At 61.8% G+C, this 19,610-nt stretch carries 17 protein-coding genes; 11 read left to right on the top strand and 6 right to left on the bottom strand.

Features of this window, described 5'->3' with window-relative positions:
- Positions 1 to 63: 63 nt before the first annotated feature.
- Both FY112_RS18180 and FY112_RS18175 read right to left on the bottom strand, forming a co-directional pair.
- A complete protein-coding gene (locus tag FY112_RS18180; protein ID WP_151519007.1) occupies positions 64 to 885 on the bottom strand; it encodes an SDR family oxidoreductase in 822 nt (273 codons plus the stop codon).
- A gap of 198 nt (positions 886 to 1,083) precedes the next feature.
- The gene (locus FY112_RS18175) at positions 1,084 to 2,271 is read right to left on the bottom strand and encodes a phytanoyl-CoA dioxygenase family protein (RefSeq protein ID WP_151519006.1); all 1,188 of its coding nucleotides are present in this window, start codon (positions 2,269 to 2,271) and stop codon (positions 1,084 to 1,086) included.
- A gap of 95 nt (positions 2,272 to 2,366) precedes the next feature.
- Between FY112_RS18175 and FY112_RS18170 the strand changes: the two genes are divergently transcribed.
- On the top strand, positions 2,367 to 3,392 hold the full coding sequence (locus tag FY112_RS18170) for a LacI family DNA-binding transcriptional regulator (RefSeq protein WP_151519005.1): 1,026 nt from the start codon (positions 2,367 to 2,369) through the stop codon (positions 3,390 to 3,392).
- A 60-nt stretch (positions 3,393 to 3,452) separates the two neighbouring features.
- Positions 3,453 to 4,670: an adenylate/guanylate cyclase domain-containing protein gene (locus FY112_RS18165; RefSeq protein ID WP_131623681.1), complete on the top strand. Its 1,218-nt coding sequence runs from the start codon at positions 3,453 to 3,455 to the stop codon at positions 4,668 to 4,670.
- 16 nt (positions 4,671 to 4,686) lie between these two features.
- On the opposite strand, the gene FY112_RS18160 is transcribed toward FY112_RS18165, so the two are convergent.
- The 4 genes from FY112_RS18160 to FY112_RS18145 form a co-directional block, all read right to left on the bottom strand.
- Positions 4,687 to 5,466 carry an SDR family NAD(P)-dependent oxidoreductase gene (locus FY112_RS18160; protein ID WP_151519004.1) on the bottom strand — a complete coding sequence of 260 codons (780 nt, stop codon included), beginning with the start codon at positions 5,464 to 5,466 and terminating at the stop codon, positions 4,687 to 4,689.
- Positions 5,467 to 5,543: 77 nt separating this feature from the next.
- On the bottom strand, positions 5,544 to 5,945 hold the full coding sequence (locus tag FY112_RS18155; protein ID WP_072640486.1) for a DoxX family protein: 402 nt from the start codon (positions 5,943 to 5,945) through the stop codon (positions 5,544 to 5,546).
- Between the two features lie 153 nt (positions 5,946 to 6,098).
- On the bottom strand, positions 6,099 to 7,247 hold the full coding sequence (gene dgoD / locus FY112_RS18150; RefSeq protein WP_131623685.1) for a galactonate dehydratase: 1,149 nt from the start codon (positions 7,245 to 7,247) through the stop codon (positions 6,099 to 6,101).
- Between the two features lie 66 nt (positions 7,248 to 7,313).
- Positions 7,314 to 8,069: a FadR/GntR family transcriptional regulator gene (locus FY112_RS18145; protein ID WP_151519003.1), complete on the bottom strand. Its 756-nt coding sequence runs from the start codon at positions 8,067 to 8,069 to the stop codon at positions 7,314 to 7,316.
- A gap of 212 nt (positions 8,070 to 8,281) precedes the next feature.
- Here FY112_RS18145 and FY112_RS18140 point away from each other — a divergent pair, with 212 nt between their 5' ends.
- The 9 genes from FY112_RS18140 to FY112_RS18095 all read left to right on the top strand — a co-directional run bounded on the left by FY112_RS18140 (position 8,282) and on the right by FY112_RS18095 (position 19,399).
- A complete protein-coding gene (locus FY112_RS18140) occupies positions 8,282 to 9,265 on the top strand; it encodes an arabinose ABC transporter substrate-binding protein (RefSeq protein ID WP_062943955.1) in 984 nt (327 codons plus the stop codon).
- A 69-nt stretch (positions 9,266 to 9,334) separates the two neighbouring features.
- Complete coding sequence (gene araG / locus FY112_RS18135) at positions 9,335 to 10,840, top strand: L-arabinose ABC transporter ATP-binding protein AraG (protein ID WP_151519010.1); 1,506 nt, start codon at positions 9,335 to 9,337, stop codon at positions 10,838 to 10,840.
- A gap of 17 nt (positions 10,841 to 10,857) precedes the next feature.
- Entirely contained in the window at positions 10,858 to 11,808 is a 951-nt protein-coding gene (gene araH / locus FY112_RS18130) for an L-arabinose ABC transporter permease AraH (RefSeq protein WP_151519002.1), read from the top strand.
- Positions 11,805 to 12,695 carry an aldose 1-epimerase gene (locus FY112_RS18125; protein ID WP_151519001.1) on the top strand — a complete coding sequence of 297 codons (891 nt, stop codon included), beginning with the start codon at positions 11,805 to 11,807 and terminating at the stop codon, positions 12,693 to 12,695. Before araH ends, FY112_RS18125 begins: the two co-directional genes overlap by 4 nt.
- Positions 12,696 to 13,475 (top strand): SDR family oxidoreductase, encoded by a 780-nt coding sequence (locus FY112_RS18120; protein ID WP_131623697.1) that lies wholly within the window; start codon positions 12,696 to 12,698, stop codon positions 13,473 to 13,475. It abuts the gene before it with no gap.
- Positions 13,476 to 13,624: 149 nt separating this feature from the next.
- Positions 13,625 to 14,056, top strand: coding sequence for an OsmC family protein (locus FY112_RS18115; protein WP_017962203.1), 432 nt, complete (start codon positions 13,625 to 13,627; stop codon positions 14,054 to 14,056).
- A gap of 373 nt (positions 14,057 to 14,429) precedes the next feature.
- Positions 14,430 to 15,038, top strand: a complete 609-nt coding sequence (locus tag FY112_RS18105) for a TetR family transcriptional regulator (RefSeq protein WP_131623699.1) — start codon at positions 14,430 to 14,432, stop codon at positions 15,036 to 15,038.
- A gap of 48 nt (positions 15,039 to 15,086) precedes the next feature.
- A complete protein-coding gene (locus FY112_RS18100; protein ID WP_131623701.1) occupies positions 15,087 to 16,226 on the top strand; it encodes an efflux RND transporter periplasmic adaptor subunit in 1,140 nt (379 codons plus the stop codon).
- Between the two features lie 26 nt (positions 16,227 to 16,252).
- Complete coding sequence (locus FY112_RS18095; protein ID WP_151519000.1) at positions 16,253 to 19,399, top strand: efflux RND transporter permease subunit; 3,147 nt, start codon at positions 16,253 to 16,255, stop codon at positions 19,397 to 19,399.
- The last annotated feature ends 211 nt before the right edge of the window (positions 19,400 to 19,610 follow it).

Raw genomic sequence — 19,610 nt, 5'->3', positions numbered from 1 at the left:
AATCGCCTCTGCCCTGACGAAAACCTGCTCCGGCAGAATGCTTCAAGCTGACCAGGAAAGGCTCTAGAGGGCCGCGACCGGATGCGGCGAGCCGTCATAAGCGCCCCAGATCGACTGGTCGAAGCAGATGACCGAGCCGGTCATCAGGCCGGATTCGGACGATGACAGGTAAGCGCAGGCGCGCGCCACCTCGTGCGGATCGACGAGGCGGCCGAAGGGCTGGCTTGCCGCCGCCTTCTCCAGCCAGTCGGCAGCAGCATCGTGATATTCACGCTGGATCCGGTCCTCGCCTTCGGAGGCCATCCAGCCGATGTTCAGACCGTTGACGCGGATGCGGTTGCGCAGGAGCGCGTAGGCGGTGTTCTTCGTCAGCGTTTCCAGCGCGCCCTTGGAGGCACAATAGGCGGCGATGAAGGGCTGGCCGGCTTTGGCCGACATCGAGCCGATATTGACGATCGTACCCTCGATGTTTTCGCGGCGCATAACCTTCACCGCCTCCTGCATCAGGAAAAACGGCGCGCGCACATTGACGGCGAACATGGAGTCGAAGAGCTCCGGGCTGGTGTCGAGGATGGTGCCGCGATCGGTGATGGCGGCGGCATTGACCAGCGCGTCGACGCGGCCGAAGGTCTCGTCACAGGCGCGCACGACACTCTGTGCATCCTCGACCTTGCCGAGGTCGGCCTTGACGTAGACGATCCTGGCACCGGTCGCAGCCGAAATCTCCGCCGCCTTTGCCTTACCCTTGGCTTCGTTGCGGCCGCAGATGACGATGCCTTTTGCGCCGCGTTCGGCGAAGAGACGGGCGATGGTCGCGCCCAATCCTTGCGTGCCGCCGGTGACGATGGCGATCTTGCCGTCGAGGCGGCCGTGGTCTGTGCTCATGTGGTTCCTCCATTGTGTTGATGTGCGAATAGCCTCCCGCGGGGCGGGAGGCTTTTATGTCAGTGCGTGCCCCCTCATCCGCCCTACGGGCACCTTCTCCCCGCTGGGTAGAAGGGGGAATCGAGACGTTGCGGCATATCCCTTCTACCCTCGGGGAGAAGGTGCCGGCAGGCGGATGAGGGGGCTCCAGCCTCCAAGTTAGCTCAACTTCTTGCCCGCCTGCTCGGCAAGTGCTGCCGTAAAGACTTCATCGTTCCAGCCTTCCCGCAACGCCTCGTGCATCAGCTGCGCCTGTGTCTTCGGCGCTAGTCCGCCAAGTGGCGGGTCGCGGTCGAGGTTGGTCGGGAAGGAGTAGCCCTCGGCGCAGGCGGCGACGGCGTTGGCGATTTCGTCTGGCGAGAGCCTGCCCTGCAAGGTCTTCAAGGCGGGAAACAGCCTGGCGCTCATCCTCTCGCGATGGACGGTTTCCATTGCCCGACCGAAGGCGGAAGAGACCTGCAGCAGGTTGGCGACACGTTTGATGTCGGCCGAGCGGTTGGTGCCGGCGGCATGGAAGAGGGCGGGATTGAAGAAGACGACGTCACCCTTTTCGAGTGGCAGCTGGACATGGTTGGTCTCGAAATAATCCCGGAACTCCTGCCGCTTCAGTGCGAGATAGCCCGGTACATAGGTCTGGCTGTACGGCAGGAAGAGCGTCGGACCGCTTTCGAGCGGCATATCGCAATGGGCAACCGCGCCCTGCAATGTCAGCACCGGCGAGAGCCGATGCACATGTGCCGGGAACTGCTCGATCACCTTTGAGGACTGAAAGCCGAGATGGTAGTCGCGATGTGCCGACTGCGCCGAACCGCCCGGATTGACGCGGTTGACCTGCGCCGTCATCTGGTAGCTCGGGCCGAGCCAGGCTTCGCTGGCCAGCGCGACGATGGCATTGGCGTAATATTCGGCGAAATTTGCCGGATCGGCGAGGCAATGTTTTTCCAGCGAGTTCCAGATACGGTCGTTGGCGCCAGGCTTGGCGAAGTGGTCGCCGCCGCCGGTCGAGGTGCGGTGCTGTTCCTCGATGATCGCATCGAAAATCGTGCTGGCGCGGTCGATGATGCCGGTGTCTTCGTAAGCGCGCTTGAACACGACGACACCGGGCCCCTCGCCGAAGGCCTCGCAGATTTCCGCCAACACGGCGCGTCGGCCTTCAGGCGTTGCAGCCTCCGTCATCACCTTGCGGCTGTCATAGATCAGCACGTTTTTTTCGAGCGCAGATGCCGAGGGGTAATCGGCAAGTGCCGTCGTCTTTTCCGCAAGGGCGCGAAACTCATCGAGATCGCAGGCGTCTTCGCTCAGCCAGACGCGGTCGGCGCGCAGTTTCTGCTGGTTGTCGGTTTTCATGGCGGGCTCCTCCCTCTTTCCAATGGAGGCACTATACGCCGCGATGCCAGGTGATATAGATCAGAAATCCATCAAAAAACCATCAGAACGGTCTCATGGCACACCTCTTTCTCGTCAAGGATATTGCCTTCCAGGCAGGGCTCAGCACCGCGACCGTCGACCGGGTGCTGAACGGCAGACCGGGTGTGCGCCGGCAGACCGAGATGCGGGTGAAGGCGGCGATCGCAGAGCTGGAGAAGCAGCAGGCCGGCGCGATGGGCAGCGGCCGCATGCTGGCGATTGATATCGTCATGGAGACGCCGCAGCGTTTCAGCGATGCGGTACGGGCCGCCTTCGAGGCGGAGATGGCGACCTTCCTGCCGGGCATCTTCCGCTGCCGGTTCCATTTCGCCGAGGTGATGAAGCCGGCTGAGCTGGTGCAGCTTCTCGATCGCATCCGGCTGCGCGGCACGCACGGCATCGTGCTCAAGGCGCCTGACGTCGCGGAGGTGGCTGCCGCCGTCGCGCGGGCGGATGCCGCCGGCATTCCCGTCGTGACGCTGGTGACCGACCTGCCGAATTCGGCACGCATCGCCTATGCCGGCGCCGACAACCGGGCAGCCGGAGAGACTGCCGCCTATCTGATCGGCGAATTTCTCGGGAGGGATGGCGGCAAGGTGCTGGTGACGCTGTCGAGCGGACGGTTCCGTGGCGAGGAGGAGCGCGAAATCGGCTTTCGCCGCGTCATCCGCGCCCGTTATCCCGACATCGGCATTACCGAAATCAGCGAGGGGCACGGCACCGATGCTGCGACGGGAACGCTTGCCGCGGTAGCGCTTGCGGCCGATCCCGCCATCAACGCCGTCTATTCGATCGGCGGCGGCAACCGGGCGGTGCTTGCGGTCTTCGACATGGCCAAACGTCCCGTCCGCGTTTTCGTCGCCCATGATCTCGACGCGGATAATCGCGCCCTTCTTGCGGCGCGTCGGATCGGCTTCGTGCTGCATCATGATCTCAGAACCGATGCGCGTTCGGCCTTCCGGGCGATCATGAGCCGGGCGACCGCCTTACCGCGCGCGGTTACGCCCTCGCTTTCATCAGTTGAAATCGTCACGCCCCACAATATGCCCGCGGCCGATTGAGCCAATTGGCTTTCCTTCGATGCCGAAATCGGGCTACAGCTTTGACACGAGGTGAGCGGCATGGATTATAGCGACGTCAGCACGATTGCAGCCTGGGTGACCGAGCAGGGACTGAAGGGTGTTTCCGAAGCCGAGCTGATGACCGGTTTCTGCGCGGCCTGCCGTAATGCCGGCCTGCCGCTCGACCGCGGCCTGGCGCTGATGGATACGCTGCATCCGGTGCATGAGGGCCGCGCCTTCCGCTGGGACAGCATCGAGGAAATCCAGACCGAGTTCGAATATGGTCCGACGATCTCGGGGGAGGCGGCGTCGAACTGGCAGCGTTCGGCCTTCTATCATCTTTGGTCTCGCAACGAACGGGAGATACGCCGGCGTCTCGGCTTCGGCGATCCCATCGATTTCTCCATGCTCGATACGATCGCTGAAGCCGGTCACACGGATTTCGTGGCGATGATGCATCGTTTTTCCGAGGCCGGCACGATCGGCGAGATGGATTGCTTCTTCTCGCATTTCGCGACGAAACATCCTGAGGGCTTTTCCGATCACCATCTCGCCATCCTCCGCAAGCTGGTGCCGGTGCTGGGACTGGCCATCAAATGCATCGCGCTCGGGCGTATCGCCCGCACCATCGCCGAGGTCTATCTCGGCGAGGACGCCGCGCGCCAGGTGATGGAAGGCAAGATCAGCCGCGGCAAATCAGAGCGGATTTCCGCGGCACTCTGGTTTTCCGACCTGCTGAACTACACCAAGATCTCCGACAGCGTGCCGCCGGAGGAGATCATCCCGCTGCTCAACGACTATAGCGAGGCGGTTATCACGGCGATCCACGAGTCCGGCGGCAACGTGCTGAAGCTGATCGGCGACGGTGTGCTCGCCATCTTTAAGGGCGAGGTGCCGGCGGAGACATGTCGTGCGGCGCTGAGTGCCGAATCGCTGCTGCGGGAAAAGCTCACCACGCTGAATGCCGCGCGTGCGGCCGACGGCCGGGCGACGACTGACGTCTATATCGGCCTGCATATCGGCGATGTCTTCTACGGCAATATCGGCAGCCAGGACCGGTTGGACTTCACCGTCATCGGACCTGCCGTCAATGAGGTCAGCCGGATCGCCTCGATGTGTCGTTCCGTCGATCTCAACCTGTTGATCTCCTCCGATTTCGCCGCGGCGATACCGGAGCAGCAGCGCAGCGCACTTGCCTGCGTTGGACGCTATGCGTTGCGCGGCGTCCAGCGCGCGCAGGAACTGTATACGCTCGACAGCGCCCGGCTGAACGGCTGAGTTCCTGACTGCAAGGCTATCGCAGCAGACCCTGGCCGCCGTCGATCCAGATCGGCGTACCGGTGATGTGTCGGGCGCGGTCGGAGGCGAGGAAGAGGATGGTTTCGGCGACGTCCTCGCTCTTGCCTGCCTTGCCGCCGGCAATCGGGATATCGCCCTCCGGCCAGATGACCGGAACCTCCGTCTCCTCGCGATGGCGGCTATCGGTATTGGCGCTGATATTGGTCTCGATCTCGCCGGGGCAGACGGCATTGACGCGGATGCCATGGCGCCCGAGTTCGAGGGCGAGCTGCTGGACCATGGCCACCTGCCCCGCCTTGGTCGCGGTGTAGGCGGTGGCGCCCGGCGTCGTGAAGGTACGGGTGCCGTTGATCGAAGAGACGACGATGATCGAACCGCCATGGCGCTTCAGATACGGAACCGTCAGATGCAGGGTCAGATAGGTGCCGCGTAGATTGACGGCGATGGTCTTGTCCCATTCATCCGGTTTCAGATCGTCAATCGGCGCCCAGACACCGTTGATCCCAGCATTGGCGACAACGATGTCGAGGCCGTCGAAGGTGTCGGTCAATTGCGCGACGGCGCCTCGCATTTGAGCTTCGTTGCTGGTATCTGCCGTCAACGCGATCGACTGGCCGCCGGCGGCCTCAATTTCGGCGCAGGTCTTTTCGACCTCGTCGGCGGTGCGGCTCAATGCTGCGACCTTTGCACCTTCGGCAGCGAGCCGCAACGCGGCCGCTTTGCCGATGCCGGAACCGGCGCCTGTCACCAATGCGATCTTTCCCTTCAGCTCCATGGGCAGGCTCTCCTTGCCGTTTTGCCGCTAAGCCAATGTTCGGAACGGGCTGTTGGTTCCGAAAGGAGAGCGGATCGTTAGAGCCTCCTGAGCAGGCTGTGTTGCAACGCCCATCTCTCCGGCCCGTGGACGGCGGCAAAGAGCAGGCCGGCGAGGAAGGTAAAGTGATCGATGAAGAAGCCGAATTCGGCCTGGTTTTGTTGCCAATGGGACGGACCGTGGAAGGCGAAAGCGAGGAAGATCACATAGATGGCTGCAAGCAGGCTGGCCTCGGTGAAGAAGGCCCCTGATATGAAAGCGAGTGCCAGCGCGATCTCGAAGAAGGCGGCGACCCAGGTAAGGAATGTCGCCATCGGAAAGCCGGCAGCGGTGATATAGCCCGCCGTTGCGCCGATATCGGCGAACTTGAAGCCGGCGGCCATGAAGAAGACGAAGCTGAAGATGATGCGGGCGACGATGATTGCGATTGCTCTGGCCATCGTGAAATCTCCTCTTTGAGTTTCCACTATGACGGACGAGACCCACGATATCCGACACGGTGAATGAAAAAGGGCCGCTTGCGCGACCCTATCACTTTGAATTGCGCACAAATCCTTTCCGAAAATCGGTTCCGATTTTCGGGTTATGCGCTCTCACCATTCGGCGAAGCTGCCGTCGGCATGCCGCCAGATCGGGTTGCGCCAGCGGTGGCCTTCCTTGGCGCGTTCGATGACATAGGCCTCGTCGACCTCGATGCCGAGGCCCGGCCCCTGCGGGATCGAGACGAAACCATCGGCATATTGAAACACCTCCTTGTTGGAGATGTAGTCGAGGATGTCGTTGCCCTTGTTGTAGTGGATGCCGAGGCTCTGTTCCTGGATGAAGGCATTGTAGCTGACGGCATCGACCTGCAGGCAGGCGGCAAGCGCGATCGGACCCAGCGGGCAATGCGGCGCCAGCGCCACGTCGTAGGCTTCGGCCATCGCTGCGATCTTGCGGCATTCGGTGATGCCGCCGGCATGGGAGAGATCCGGCTGGATGATGTCGACGTAGCCGTCCGAAAGGACCTGCTTGAAGTCCCAGCGCGAAAAGAGGCGTTCACCGAGCGCGATCGGCGTCGAGGTGTGGTTGACGATATCGCGTAGGGCTTCCTTGTTTTCGGAAAGCACCGGCTCTTCGATGAACATCAGCTTGTAGGGATCGAGCTCCTTGGCGAGAACCTTCGCCATCGGTTTGTGCACGCGGCCGTGGAAATCGACGCCGATGCCGATGTGCGGGCCGATCGCCTCGCGGATGGTGGCGATGGTCTCGACCGCTTTCTCCACCTTCTCATTGGTGTCGACGATCTGCATTTCCTCGCAGCCATTGAGCTTGATCGCCTTGAAGCCGCGGGCAACCACCTCCTTGGCATTGTTGGCGACATCCGAGGGACGGTCGCCGCCGATCCAGGAGTAGACCTTGATACGATCACGAAGCTGGCCGCCGAGCAGGGAATGGATAGGCTGACCGAGCGCCTTGCCCTTGATGTCCCACAGCGCCTGGTCGATGCCCGAGATCGCGCTCATGTGGGTGGCGCCGCCGCGATAGAAGCCGCCGCGATACATCACGGTCCAGTGGTCCTCGATCAGGAAGGGATCCTTGCCGATCAGGTAGTCTTCCAGCTCATGGACGGCGGCCTGAACGGTGAGTGCGCGGCCTTCGACGACCGGCTCGCCCCAGCCGACGATGCCTTCATCAGTTTCGACCTTCAAAAACAGCCAGCGCGGGGGAACGATATAGGTGGTGAGTTTGGTGATCTTCATCGCTGTTCTTTCAGTCCCTTCCCGGGTTTGCGATCGGCGGCACGTCCGTAGATTTGTCGTGATAGGTCATCTCGTTCTGCCGATCGCTTTTTCGGCGGCGGCTAGATCGCGCACCGCAAGATCGAGCATGCGGTTGGCGCATTCACGGGCGCCAGCCTTGTCGCGCATGCGCAGGGCCTCGACCAGCTGACCGTGAACGACCACCGCATCCTCGCGATTTTCGACGCCGATATTAGAGGCGTGCAGCGCATATTTCAGCGCCGCGTGAATGGCGCTCGACAGGCGGCGGAAGACCTGGTTGTGGCTGGCGGTGAGCAGTACCGTATGGAACATGACGTCGGCATCGGTGAAGCTTTCCGGGTCGCGGGCGCTGTCGCGCATCTGCCGCCAGGCATTGTCGAGATCGGCGATCTCCTGAGCGCTGGCGCGCTCGGCGGCATATTCGGCGGCTGCCGGCTCGATGGTGCGGCGGGCCTCGAGAATGCAGCCGAGCAGGTCGAAGTCCTTGATATAGGGACCCATCCATTCAAGCACGTCGGCGTCCAGGATATTCCAGTCGTCCTTGTCGCAGACGGTGGTTCCGATGCGTGGCTTGCCGCGGACGAGACCTTTGGATTCCAGCACTTTTAGCGATTCGCGAATGACGGTGCGGCTGACGCCGTAGAGTTCGCAGAGATCGTTTTCGCGGGGCAGCGGCGAGCCCGCGGGATAGCGGTCCGCACAGATATCCTGAGCGATCGCCGCCGTGACGTTGCGGCGTACGCGCGGGCGGCGTTCGATGTGGCGGCTTTCGGCCCCGCCCTGTCGCTCGATTGTTTCCAACTCACCTCTCCGCTCTGTCTTGCGTGCTAGGCAACCGAACCTGATTATCCGAATTCGATCCGCTTTGCGACGCTTCCTCCCGGCACCTTGTCAATAATCCTATTATTCCAATCATCATACATTGGCAATTGACTGGTATGATGATTTATCATAATTCAGTGGACGTTGCCTGGGAGGCAGCTGCTCGGTTTTTGAAAGTTAGGGAGAGAGACATGCGCTTGTTCAAAGCAGCCATTCTGGCTGGCACTTTCGCCATTCTGGCCGCCGGCTCGGCATTTTCCGCGGACGTCAAGATAGGCTTCATCGTCAAGCAGCCGGAGGAGCCGTGGTTCCAGGATGAATGGAAATTCGCCGACCAGGCCGCCAAGGAAAAGGGCTTCACCGTCGTCAAGATCGGCGCCGAAGACGGCGAGAAGGTCCAGTCGGCGATCGACAATCTTGGCGCCCAGGGTGCGCAGGGCTTCATCATCTGCACGCCCGACGTCAAGCTCGGCCCCGGCATCGTCGCCAAGGCCGAAGCCAACCAGCTGAAGCTGATGACGGTCGACGACCGCCTCGTCAGCGCCGACGGCAAGCCGCTGGAAGACGTGCCACATATGGGCATTTCAGCCACCAAGATCGGCGAGACCGTCGGCCAGGCGATCGTCGACGAAATCAAGAAGCGCGGTTGGGACATGAAGAATGTCGGCGCCGTACGGGTCTCCTATGATCAGTTGCCGACCGCTGTTGACCGCGTTGAAGGTGCGATCTCGGTGCTGAAGTCCGCCGGCTTCCCGGCCGAAAACATCTATGATGCGCCACAGGCGAAGACGGATACGGAAGCGGCGCTGAACGCGGCAACCACCGTTCTCAACAAACATGCCGACGTGAAATACTGGGTCGCCTTCGGCCTTAACGACGAAGCCGTCCTCGGCGCCGTCCGTGCTTCCGAATCGGTCGGCATTCCGGCAGCCAACGTCATCGGTGTCGGCATCGGCGGCGCGGAATCGGCGATCAACGAGTTCAAGAAACCGGCGGCGACGGGCTTCTTCGGCACCGTCATCATCTCGCCGAAGCGTCACGGCTACGAGACGGCGCTCAACATGTACGACTGGATCGCCAACGACAAGGAGCCGGAAAAGCTGACGCTGACTTCCGGTTCGCTGGCACTGCGCGACGATTATGAAAAGGTCCGCAAGGATCTTGGCATCGAGTGATCGTCCTTCCAAGATGATATCGTCCGGCGGCCGCTCAGCGCGCCGCTGGCTCTTCTCGGCGGAGCGATGATGGCTTTCCTCGAATTCAGCAATATCTCCAAGGGTTATCCCGGCGTTCAGGCGCTGGCGAATGTTTCCTTCACTGTCGAGAAGGGTGCCGTCCACGGACTGATGGGCGAAAACGGCGCCGGTAAATCGACATTGATCCGGGTACTGTCAGGCGATCAGGCCGCCGATGGCGGCAACATCCTCATCGACGGCGAGGAGCAGAAATACGCGTCCGTCCGCGACGCCTTCCATGCCGGCGTCATCGTCATCCATCAGGAACTGCAGCTCGTTCCAGAGTTGACCGTCGCCGAAAATCTCTGGCTCGGACGCTTCCCGGCCAAGGGCGGCGTCATCCATTCGAAGGCGCTGATCGAGACGGTGCGGTCGAAGCTCGAGGAGATCGGCATCGACGTCGATCCGTCGGCCAAGGTCGCCTCCCTTTCGATCGGTGCACGGCAGATGGTCGAGATCGCCAAGGCCGTCATGCTCGATGCGCGGGTGATCGCGTTGGACGAGCCAACCTCCTCGCTTTCCTTGCGTGAAAGCGAAATCCTGTTTTCACTCATCGACAGGCTGAAGGCGCAGGGAACGGTCATCCTCTACGTCTCGCATCGTCTCGACGAGATCTTCCGTCTTTGCGACAGCCTCACGGTGCTGCGCGACGGCAAACTTGCCGCCCACCATCCTGACATCGCTGAAACCACGCGAGAGCAGATCATCTCGGAAATGGTCGGACGCGAGATCAGCAATGTCTGGGGCTGGCGCGAACGTCCGCTCGGCGGCATACGTCTGGAGGTCAAGGGCCTGTCGGGACCGAGGCTACGCCATCCGATCAGCTTTTCCGTCCGTCAGGGCGAGATTCTCGGTTTCTTCGGCCTGATCGGCGCCGGCCGCAGCGAGATGGCGCGGCTGCTTTACGGCGCCGACACCAGACATCAGGGCCAGGTGACGATCGATGGCGTTGCCGTTTCGCCGAACAATCCGAAGGCGGCGATCAATGCCGGCATGGTGCTCTGCCCCGAGGACCGCAAGTTCGACGGCATCATCCAAGGGCGATCGATCGAAGAAAATATCGCGATCTCATCACGCCGGCATTTTTCGCACTTCGGCATTCTGAGCCCGAGACAAGAGGCGGCGCTGGCAGATCGGTTCATCGCCAAGCTTCGGGTGCGGACGCCGTCGCGCAAGCAGGACATCATCAATCTCTCGGGCGGTAACCAGCAGAAGGTCATTCTCGGCCGCTGGTTGTCCGAGCAGGGGATCAAGGTGCTGGTCATCGACGAGCCGACGCGCGGCATCGATGTCGGGGCGAAATCGGAAATCTACGAAATTCTCTATGAGCTTGCGGCCGGTGGCATGGCGATCCTGGTGATTTCAAGCGAGTTGCCCGAAGTCATGGGTATCTCCGATCGCATCATGGTGATGTGCCAGGGCAGGGTGGCGGCCACTGTCATCCGCCCGGATTTCGACGAGCGCAGCATCCTGACGGCAGCGCTTCCCGACAAGAATGCCGCAGGCACTCTTTAGAACCAGGAATACGGACGATGAATTCGTTGAAAAAAATCCTTCTCGGCGAACAGGGGCTGGTGGTGATCTTCGCTGCTGCCTTCGTGATCGTCTCGCTCTTCGTTCCGAACTTCCTGACCGAGCGAAACATGCTGGGGCTGCTGCAGTCGGTCGTCACGATCGGCATCGTCGCCTGCACGATGATGTTCTGCCTGGCGTCGCGCGATTTCGACCTTTCGGTCGGATCGATCGTCGCCTTCTCCGGCATGATCGCGGTGATGGTCTCGAATGCGACGGGCTCCATTCCCGTCGGGCTGCTCGCCTCCCTGCTTTGCGGCGCCGTCGTCGGTTTGGTCAATGGTATCGTCATTGCGCGCTTTCGCATCAATGCGCTGATCACCACGCTTGCGACCATGCAGATCGTCCGCGGGCTGGCGCTGATCGCGTCCGATGGCCGGGCCGTCGGCATCAACGATCCCACCTTCTACCAGCTTGCCCTGTCGCGCTTCCTGACCGTGCCGACGCCGATCTGGATCATGCTGATTCTTTTCATCCTCTTCGGTTTCGTGCTCAACCGCACCGTCTTCGGCAAGAACACGCTGGCGATCGGCGGCAATCCCGAGGCCTCGCGGCTTGCCGGCGTCAATGTCGTCAACATGCGGGTCTGGATCTTTGCGCTGCAGGGGCTTGTCTGCGGCATAGCCGGCATTCTGCTTGCCTCGCGCATCACCTCCGGCCAGCCGAATGCGGCGACAGGGCTTGAGCTTTCGGTGATTTCGGCCTGCGTTCTCGGCGGCGTCTCGCTGGCCGGCGGCCGGGCGGCGATGAGCGGTGTCATCGTCGGCGTGCTGATCATGGGCATCGCCGAAAACGTCATGAACCTCTTGAATATCCAGGCGTTCTATCAGTATGTGGTCCGCGGGCTGATCCTGTTGATCGCAGTGTTGCTCGACAATTTGAGGTCTTCGGCTGCGGGACGGCGCGGATGAACCATGGACAAACCGACGATGACATCGAACTGAGGCACGGCGATCTCGCCGTCCGGGTCAGCCGTCGGGGTGCTGCCGTCACCGCCGCGACCTATCGAGGCATTTCCTTTCTCGTGGCCGCCGGCGGGCCGGATGGCGCGATGGCGAATTTCGCGATGGTGCCGTTCGGCAACCGTGTGGAAGGCAATATCATGTCCTTTGCCGGACGCGACTATGCCTTCCAACCGAATACTTCCGATCCGCTCTATCTCCATGGCGACGGCTGGCTCAGCCTCTGGCAGCTTGAAGACTCCAGCCCGGAGCATGCGCAGTTCTGCTTTTCCCGGAGCGCCGACGGGGTTTCACCCTATGCCTATCTTACCCGGCAGGAGATCCGTCTCGTCGGCGATGCGTTGGTGCTGAAACTTTCCGTGGAAAACCGCGGCGAAACCGCTCTTCCCTTCGGGCTCGGTCAGCATCCCTTCTTCGCGCGCACGCCAAAGACGCGACTGACGATTGCGGCCGATCGCTATTGGAGCGAGCGGCCGGACCATCTTCCGGAGATGCCTGGCCCTGTGCCGGACTATTTCGATTTCAGATCCGAAAAGCTTTTGCCGCAGAGATGGATGAACAATGCCTTCGAGGGTTGGAATGGGCGGGCTGCAATCGCCTGGCCGGAACTTGGAATTCAGGCGGCGCTGGAAGCCGACGGTGCGCTCGATCGCTTCATGCTGTATATGCCGGTCAACCGGAGCGACTTCTTCTGCCTCGAACCGATGAGCCATCTGCCGAACGGCCACCATCTGCCTGATTTCGGTGGGCTCACGGCGCTTGCGCCAGGGGAGGTTCTTGCCGGCACGGTGACGATCCTGATGTCGGCGCTGCCGGTTTACCGGGAGGAGGGATAGATGAGCGGCCGCCTGCAAGGCAAGAACATCCTGATAACAGGTGCTGCGCAGGGGATCGGCCTTGCGATCGCAACGGCTTTCATGCGGGAGGATGCCGCCGTTTTTCTCGTCGATCGCGATGCGGCGCTGCTGGCGCGGGCGGCGAAAGAGCTCCAGCGCAGCGGCGGCCGGCTTGGTTATCTGCCGGCCGATATTACCGATGTCGGGACGATCACCACATTGGTCGCTCAGGCGAATGAAGAAATCGGACAGCTGAACGCGCTCGTCAACAATGCCGGGGTGAATGTCTTTTCGGAGCCGCTCGAGACGACGGACGAGGAATGGAACCGCTGCTTCGACATCAATCTCAAGGGTGCATGGAACTGCTGCAAGGCGGTATTGCCGGGCCTCATCGAGCAGGGCGGTGGTGTCATCCTCAACATCGCCTCGACGCACGCTTTCACCATCATCCCGCACACATTTCCCTATCCGCTGGCCAAACACGCCCTGCTTGGAATGACGAAATCCTTAGGACTGGAATATGCCGCCCGCAATGTCCGCGTGAACGCGCTGGCGCCGGGCTACGTCTCGACGCAGAAGGTGATCGATTACTGGAACGGCTTCCCTGATCCGACGGCGGCAAAGGCCGAGACGATGAAACTGCATCCCGGCGGGCGCATCGCGACACCGGAGGAGATCGCCATGGCGGCCGTTTTTATGATTTCCGACGAGTGCCCGTTCATCAATGCCACCTGCCTGACAATCGACGGCGGCCTCAGCGTCCTGCAGCATCCCGTTTGAACGGGCTTCGACCCCCCAATTTTTACATGCCTGTCGTCTTCTCGGCATAGAGCATTATATTGCCCATCGGGAAGGCTTTTTGATCTCCCGCAGGCACGGAGCGGCGCCCTGCCGCTTTCTGAAAGCACAATCGAAAACAGGAGGACGGCATGCAGATCAATCGCACGGCTTCGGCCCATTGGACCGGTGGCCTCAAGGACGGCAAAGGCCTGATCTCGACGCAGAGCGGCGCCCTGAAGGACTATCCCTACGGCTTTGCAAGCCGCTTCGAAGGCATCCCCGGCACCAACCCGGAAGAGCTGATCGGTGCCGCCCATGCCGGCTGCTTCACGATGGCGCTGTCGTTGATCCTCGGTGAAGCCGGCTTTACCGCCGAGCATATGGAAACCTCCGCCAAGGTGACGCTCGAAAGCGTCGAGGGCGGCTTTGCCATCACCGCCATCCATCTCTCGCTCTCCGGCCGTATTCCCGGTGCCGATGAAGCGACCTTCACCGAACTTGCCAACAAGGCGAAAGCCGGCTGCCCGGTTTCCAAGGCGCTTGCGTCGGTTCCGATCACACTCGACGTCAAGGTCGTCTGATTCCTGTTGCCTCAACGGAGTGCCGCGCGCTTCTGCGTCGCGGCACTTTCAGTCTCCTGCTGCCTCATGGCCCTCGAGGCGTTTCGCCCAATCCTCGATTCTCCCGCTTTGGAGCCGGCGAGCAGCATAGTCGCGCCAGCTTGAAGCCAGGCGATCAAGCGCCGCTATCCCGGCGAGTTCGTCGCGATTGAACGGATCGATGTAAAATATCCGCCCGATGCGGGCGATGCTCCACTCCGGCGTGGATCGCTCAACCAGCGCCAGACCGTTCCCGGGCTATGCGAAAATGGCGAGACGTTGACAAATGACGTCTGATATTTTACGACTGACGAAATTCACAAATCGTCAGTCGTAACTCGAGGTATCGAAACTCATGAACGACATTGCGGAAAATACGCTCGACGTCACGCGGCAGGAGAATGTGACCCGCATTCTCGACGCGGCCGAGCGGCTGTTTCGGCACTATGGCTACAGCAAGACGACGGTGGCCGACATTGCCCGCGATCTCGGCATGTCGCCAGCCAATATTTATCGTTTCTTCGCCTCCAAAGTCGAAATTCACCAGGCGCTCTGTGGGCGCATGCTCGCCACTGCCTATCAAATCGCTTACGACATCCGTCATCAGCCGATCAGCGCCAGCGAGCGGCTGCGCCGCTATGTCGAGACCCAGCACCAGTTGACGCTGGATCTGATGCTCGACGAGATGAAGGTGCACGAGATGATCGTCGTCGCGATCGAACGCGACTGGCATGTCATCGAGAAACATATCGACCGCGTCCATGATCTCATTGCCGAAATCATCGCCGAAGGCATTGCAGCCGGGGAATTCGCCGAGCAGGACCCGGTCGTTGCTTCACGCTGCTTCGGCGCGGCGACGATCAATCTCTGTCACCCGCAGATGGTGGCGCAATGTCTTGCCAAAACGAACCGCGCAAGCGTCGACGAGCTGATCAGTTATGTGATCAGGGCGCTGAAGAAATGATGGACGGCAGCCGCCGCCGAAACCCCAAACGATCCAGGAGTGCGGAAGATGTTTTCGCTCAAGACCCTCAGCCATCGCATGCCGTCCGTCTCCATTCTCGTGCTCTTCGGCGCCATCGGCATCGGCGTTTCCGCCTGCTCGGAAGAGAAGGCTGAGGTCAAGCAAGTCATCCGGCCGGTGAAGGTCGTCGAGATCGCCAAGGCCGGCGACACCCGCAAGCTCGACTATTCGGGCTCGGTCAAGGCGCGCACCGAGATGAACCTCGGGTTTCGCGTCGCCGGCAAGATCACCGAACGCCTCGTCGATATCGGCGATAAGGTGAAGCCGGGCGACGTGCTCGCTCGGATGGACTCCACCGATTACCAGCTGGCGGTCAAGACGGCGGAAGCCAATCTCGCAGCCGCTGAAAAAGGCGTCGAAACCGCCGATCTCGTGAACAAGCGCAATCAGCAGCTGTTCGACAAGAATGTTTCGCCGAAATCCCAGCTCGAGCAAGCGTCGCTCAGCTACGATCAGGCCGTTTCAAGCCGCGATGCCGCCGTCTCGGCGCTCGATCAGGCGAAGAACCAGGTGAGTTATGCGGAGCTGAAGGCCGACCATAACGGGATTGTCACGACGATCAATGCCGATGTCGGCCAGGTCGTTGCGTCCGGCACTCCCGTCGTCGCCGTTGCCGTCGACGGCGAAAAGGAAGTGCAGATTGCGGTTCCGGAAAACGACATTGCCGAATTCAAGCCGGGCAAGACAGTCAAGGCCAGCTTCTGGGCTGACGACAGGCTGGTGCTCGACGGCAAGGTGCGCGAGGTTTCCGGCAGCGCCGACCAGCAGTCGCGTACCTTTGCGGTTCGGGTGAGCCTGCCGAACGATCCGCAGGTGTTGCTCGGCATGACGGCGACGATCGAGGCCGATGTCAGCAACGGCAACAGCTATGTCTCGATCCCACTCAGCGCCCTGGCTGAGAAAGACGGCAAGCAGATGGTCTGGACCGTCGACCGCGACACGGCGACCGTGCATGGCCGCGACATCAAGGTCGCCGACTTCACCGGCGACGGCGTGCATGTGACCGAGGGTCTCGATACCGGCGATCTCGTCGTTTCGGCCGGCACCCAGTTCATGAGCGAGAACCTGAAGGTGAAGGTGCCGGACCAGCAGTCGGCCCTGGCCGCCACGGACCAGACCGTCCGCTGAACGCGCGATAAAGAGAGAACAGGACCATGGACGCCACCACCAACGAAAAGCGGCCCTTCAATCTGTCGCGCTGGGCGATTGGACATCCGAGCATCGCCCGCTTCCTCTTCGGGCTGATCATCATTACCGGCGTGCTCGGCCTGATGCGCATGGGCCAGCGCGAGGATCCCGAATTCACCTTCCGCGTCATGGTCGTTCAGGCGATCTGGCCAGGTGCTTCCATCCAGGAAATGGAAGATCAGGTTGTCAACAAGATCGAGCGCAAGCTGCAGGAAACGCCGCATATCGACTGGGTCAAGTCCTATACGCGAGCAGGCAGTGCGATCATCACCCTGCAGGTCAAGGGTGACACGAATTCGGAAGAAGTGGCCGATGCCTTCTATCAGGTGCGCAAGAAGGTCGGCGATATCTCTAGCGAATTGCCGCAGGGCCTGCTCGGCCCCTATTTCAACGACGAGTTCGGCGATACTTTCATCACGCTGCATTCGATCAGCGGCGACGGCTATTCCTATCCGGAACTGAAGAAATTCGCGATCCAGGCGCGCGATATGCTGCTGACGACGCCGGGCGTCGAGAAAGCCGTCATCATCGGCGACCAGCCTGAGAAGATCTATATCGATGTCTCGTCCAAGGCGCTCGCCGAGCGCGGCCTGACGATCCTCGATCTGCAGAACGCCATCAAGGGCCAGAACAATGTCGATCCGGCCGGCTCCGTCGATACCGGCCTGCGCTCGGTGCGCATATCGGTCGAAGGCGACGTGAAGAAGGCCGCCGATATCCGCGAACTGCGCCTTCGCGCCGGCGGCCAGGTGACGCGGCTCGGTGATATCGCCACGGTCAGTTCCGGGCTCGAAGATCCCTACCAGCGCAAGTACCGTTTCAACGGTCACGACAGCGTTCAGGTCGGCGTCGTGATGGCCAAGGGCTTCAACGTGACCGATGTCGGCAAGGGCGTGGAGGCGACATATCAGCGCTTCGAGGAGGCGCTGCCCTATGGCGTCGCCGTCGATCAGATCGCCAACCAGCCGGACGTGGTGACGGATGCGGTCAGCGAATTCATGCATGCGCTCGGCGAAGCTCTCATCATCGTGCTGGTCGTCTCGTTCGTGTCGATTGGTTGGCGATCGGGCCTCGTCATCGCCATCGCCATTCCGCTGGTGCTCGCCGCCACCTTTGCGCTGATGTACGAACTCGGCATCGACCTGCAGCGCATCTCGCTCGGCGCGCTGATCATCGCGCTCGGCCTGCTTGTCGACGATGCGATGATCGTCGTCGAGATGATGGAGCGAAAACTGGAAGAGGGGCTCGTCAAGATCGAGGCGGCAAGCTTCGCCTACTCTTCGACCGCCTTTCCGATGCTGACGGGCACGCTGATCACCACGGCCGGCTTCATTCCCGTCGGCTTCGCGGCCTCGACGGCCGGCGAATATGTGCGGTCGCTGTTTTACGTCGTCGGCATCGCGCTTGTCACCTCGTGGTTCGTCGCGGTCTACTTCACGCCGTGGCTCGGCTATATGATCCTCAAGCAGCGCCATCACGCCGGCGAGCATCACGACGCCTTCGACACCGGCTTCTACCGGCGGCTGCGCGGCACTGTCGGCTGGGCGGTGCGCCACCGGGTCATCGTGCTGCTGCTGACGCTCGGCACCTTCGTCACCAGCCTCTGGGCCTTTCAATTCATTCCGCAGAATTTCTTCCCGCAATCTTCGCGGCCGGAAATCCTCGTCGATCTCTGGCTGCCCGAGGGCACCAGCATCAAGGAAGTCGAGGTGCAGGCAAAGGCGCTCGAAGCCAAGATGATGGATGATCCCGACAAGCGGTTCATCGCCACCTATATCGGCGAAGGCGCGCCACGCTTCTTCCTCCCGCTCGACCAGCAGCTGCGCAATCCGAACTTCGCCCAGCTGCTTGTCATGGCCAATGACGAGCCGGCACGCGAGCGGCTGATCGTCAAGCTACGGACGATCCTTGCGGAAGACTTCCCCGACATTCGCGGCAAGGTCGATCGCCTCTTCCTCGGTCCGCCGACCGGCTGGCCGGTGCAGATGCGGGTCATGGGGCCTGACCGCCAGGAAGTTAGGGAGATCGCCGATCAGGTAAAGGCGCGCTTCCAGACCAATCCGATGCTCGGCGCCATCCATGACGACTGGCTGGAAGAGGTGCCGGGAATGAAGCTGGTGATCGACCAGGACCGCGCCCGAGCACTCGGCGTCACGTCGCAGCGCGTGCGCCAGATGCTGCAGACCGCCATGTCGGGGGCTGCGCTCGACGATTTCCGCGACGGCGAGGAGACGGTCTCGATCGTCGCCCGCGAGCCGGATGCCAGCCGCTCGCTGCTGTCGGCGGTCAACTCGGTCTATGTGCCGACGGATTTCGGCGGCTTCGTGCCGGTGTCGCAGGTCGCCAAGGTCGTGCCCGTCATGGAGCAGGGCATCGAATGGCGGCGCAACCGCCTGCCGACGATCACCGTGCGCGCCACGCTGCCTGACGATGTGCAGCCGAACGACGTGGTGATGAAGATGTATGCCGACATGAAGGACCTGCGCGACAGCCTGCCTGCCGGCTACCATGTCGAGATCCAGGGCGGCGCCGAAGATGCGGCGGAAAGCCAGATGTCGATCGCCGCCAAGGCGCCGATCATGCTCGCCGTCATCATCGTGCTGTTGATGGTGCAGCTGCAGCATTTCGGCAAGGCGATGCTGGTGCTCGCGACCGGTCCGCTCGGGATCATCGGTGCGGCGGCCGCATTGCTGATCAGCGGCGCGCCCTTTGGCTTCGTGGCGATCCTCGGCGTCATCGCGCTGCTCGGCATCATCATGCGCAACTCGATCATCCTGGTCGATCAGATCGACCAGGATATCAAGGCCGGCATGCACCGGCAGGAGGCCATCGTCGGCGCGGCCGTACGGCGTTTCCGGCCAATCATGCTGACGGCGCTGACCGCCGTGCTGGCGCTGATCCCGATCTCGCGCGGTGTCTTCTGGGGTCCGCTCGCCTACGCGATGATGGGCGGCATCCTGGTTGCGACCGTGCTCACCATTCTGGTTCTGCCCGCCGGTTACGCCCTTTTCTTCGGCCGGGAGCCGAAAACAAAGGACGAGCCAGGCCAGCATGCCGACGCCATCCAGGAAGAGGCGGATGACAGACATCCGCCGGCGTTGGCAGCAGAGTGAGGACGGCGCGGCGAAAGCCGCGCCGTTTTCCTTGCAGGTCACAGGTTCTCGCTGCTTAGCCTCGGCTCGGCAGGCGGCCTTTGAGCGGGTCATCGCTGTCCGCTCCGCCTCGGACCCGGGCGCCGATTCCATTGCCGCCTCGAAAAAGTTAAGCTGCGAAAGCATGCCGGGAGACCAACCGCGATCCGGCCACTCAGCGACGAGGCAGGGC

The organism is Rhizobium sp. PEPV16 (genome assembly GCF_008919455.1).
Taxonomy (GTDB): domain Bacteria; phylum Pseudomonadota; class Alphaproteobacteria; order Rhizobiales; family Rhizobiaceae; genus Rhizobium; species Rhizobium leguminosarum_Q.
This window is presented reverse-complemented; position numbering and strand designations above follow the sequence as displayed.

Coding starts and splice junctions, on each gene's coding strand:
- FY112_RS18180 (WP_151519007.1), bottom strand. CDS start 885: ATGAGCACAGACCACGGCCGCCTCGACGGCAAGATCGCCATCGTCACC.
- FY112_RS18175 (WP_151519006.1), bottom strand. CDS start 2,271: ATGAAAACCGACAACCAGCAGAAACTGCGCGCCGACCGCGTCTGGCTG.
- FY112_RS18170 (WP_151519005.1), top strand. CDS start 2,367: ATGGCACACCTCTTTCTCGTCAAGGATATTGCCTTCCAGGCAGGGCTC.
- FY112_RS18165 (WP_131623681.1), top strand. CDS start 3,453: ATGGATTATAGCGACGTCAGCACGATTGCAGCCTGGGTGACCGAGCAG.
- FY112_RS18160 (WP_151519004.1), bottom strand. CDS start 5,466: ATGGAGCTGAAGGGAAAGATCGCATTGGTGACAGGCGCCGGTTCCGGC.
- FY112_RS18155 (WP_072640486.1), bottom strand. CDS start 5,945: ATGGCCAGAGCAATCGCAATCATCGTCGCCCGCATCATCTTCAGCTTC.
- dgoD (WP_131623685.1), bottom strand. CDS start 7,247: ATGAAGATCACCAAACTCACCACCTATATCGTTCCCCCGCGCTGGCTG.
- FY112_RS18140 (WP_062943955.1), top strand. CDS start 8,282: ATGCGCTTGTTCAAAGCAGCCATTCTGGCTGGCACTTTCGCCATTCTG.
- araG (WP_151519010.1), top strand. CDS start 9,335: ATGGCTTTCCTCGAATTCAGCAATATCTCCAAGGGTTATCCCGGCGTT.
- araH (WP_151519002.1), top strand. CDS start 10,858: ATGAATTCGTTGAAAAAAATCCTTCTCGGCGAACAGGGGCTGGTGGTG.
- FY112_RS18125 (WP_151519001.1), top strand. CDS start 11,805: ATGAACCATGGACAAACCGACGATGACATCGAACTGAGGCACGGCGAT.
- FY112_RS18120 (WP_131623697.1), top strand. CDS start 12,696: ATGAGCGGCCGCCTGCAAGGCAAGAACATCCTGATAACAGGTGCTGCG.
- FY112_RS18115 (WP_017962203.1), top strand. CDS start 13,625: ATGCAGATCAATCGCACGGCTTCGGCCCATTGGACCGGTGGCCTCAAG.
- FY112_RS18105 (WP_131623699.1), top strand. CDS start 14,430: ATGAACGACATTGCGGAAAATACGCTCGACGTCACGCGGCAGGAGAAT.
- FY112_RS18100 (WP_131623701.1), top strand. CDS start 15,087: ATGTTTTCGCTCAAGACCCTCAGCCATCGCATGCCGTCCGTCTCCATT.
- FY112_RS18095 (WP_151519000.1), top strand. CDS start 16,253: ATGGACGCCACCACCAACGAAAAGCGGCCCTTCAATCTGTCGCGCTGG.